Raw genomic sequence first — 1,408 nt, forward strand, 5'->3', positions numbered from 1 at the left:
CGTATCAGCAAGCATTTAATCTAAACGGCAGTTACACAGAATTCGGGATGGTCTCGATCTAATACTTCGATGATATCGTATGCAGGCGTCTCATAAGGATGCGCCTGCTTTAACGCTGCAATAACCTTATGAATGGCGGCTTCATCAACCACCATTTCTACTCGCCACTCATCGACCCTCTCTACCTTATCATGTGACCCTATATGGGGATTACTGCCTGCCAGTGGCATAAACTGCCCTGTTCCTTTTACTTGCCAACAACACTGCTCATAACGCCCAATCGTCCCAGCTCCCGCAGCAAACAACGCTGACTTAACCTGCTCCAATGCTTCTTCTGGAATAAAAACGGTGAGTTTATACATAAACGGCTCCCATAAAATCTAGTGATAAAAATTAGCTGAAACTATAGTGAATTCACTTTAAAACTGAGACAGTGCTATTGGCTATACGACGATCGTATCGCTTTTATTTTGAACCGACTATATAAGTTTTACTATTTTTTAGATAACGAGGCATGGTTTGTCCATATATAACGTAGCAGCCAATCCTTTGCCTCACCCGCATAATCGATGCCAATATATGGACGCAGTGACACAGGTGGCTGACAACCATCGTCTTCAACCCAGACTTCTGAGGCAGGAATAATAGATTCGAGATTAGGTAACATCAGTTATCACCTGCTTTCAAAAGTTTGTATTTACACTCTATTATTACCGCAGTATAAATTTAACACAAAAGCACTTAACTAAGGTTTAACAGCGCATACCTTTACCTATTGCAACTGATGTTATACAGACACTTAACTTTATATGATAGTAATCTTAATAATGGCTCTACACATTAAAATTAATATAATCAAAGGGATAAGATCATGAGTAACTCTAATACGCAAAATGATAAGCAGAAAAACAACAATGATAAAGCAGAAGATAAAAAGGACGACGTAAAAAATAATAATACAGCTCAAGATTCAAAAGATCAGAGCACTAATAAAGAGTCAGACAATAAAGATAAAAACTCACACAACAAAGACAACAAAGACAACAAAGACAACAAAGACAACAAAGACAACAAAGACAACAAAGACAACAAAGCATCCGATAATGACAGCGAAAAAGATAGTGATGATTCTGATAAAAAAAGTTCTGATAAAAAAGATAAAGACAGTAAAGACTCTAATGCCGATGATAAAGACTCATCATTGACAGACACGGCAACGACTAAAGCAAAAGAAATGGCTGGTACCTTAGCCGATAAAGCAGCCGATGCAATGGATTTTGCTTCTAAGAAAATCAAAGAAGCACGTAAAGACAGCTAATTTATTTACTTGCATAAAAAAGCTGAGCCCATGGCGAGACCATCCCGAATTCTGTGTAACTGCCGTTTAGATTAAATGCTTGCTGATACG

Annotated in this window: 2 protein-coding genes and 1 pseudogene; 1 reads left to right on the forward strand and 2 read right to left on the reverse strand. The window is 38.1% G+C overall.

Annotated features, from left to right (window positions below; translation table 11 throughout):
* Nucleotides 1-20: 20 nt before the first annotated feature.
* Both EI162_RS14135 and EI162_RS14730 read right to left on the reverse strand, forming a co-directional pair.
* A complete protein-coding gene (locus EI162_RS14135; protein ID WP_192524934.1) occupies nucleotides 21-362 on the reverse strand; it encodes a YqfO family protein in 342 nt (113 codons plus the stop codon).
* Nucleotides 363-493: 131 nt separating this feature from the next.
* A pseudogene (locus EI162_RS14730) lies at nucleotides 494-634 on the reverse strand (DNA-3-methyladenine glycosylase); the annotation flags it as partial.
* A gap of 237 nt (nucleotides 635-871) precedes the next feature.
* On the opposite strand from EI162_RS14730, the gene EI162_RS14145 reads away from it, so the two are divergent.
* A complete protein-coding gene (locus EI162_RS14145) occupies nucleotides 872-1,318 on the forward strand; it encodes a hypothetical protein (protein ID WP_192524935.1) in 447 nt (148 codons plus the stop codon).
* Nucleotides 1,319-1,408 lie beyond the last annotated feature (90 nt).

Origin of the sequence: Psychrobacter sp. FME6 (genome assembly GCF_014861365.1) — a bacterium.
GTDB lineage: Bacteria > Pseudomonadota > Gammaproteobacteria > Pseudomonadales > Moraxellaceae > Psychrobacter.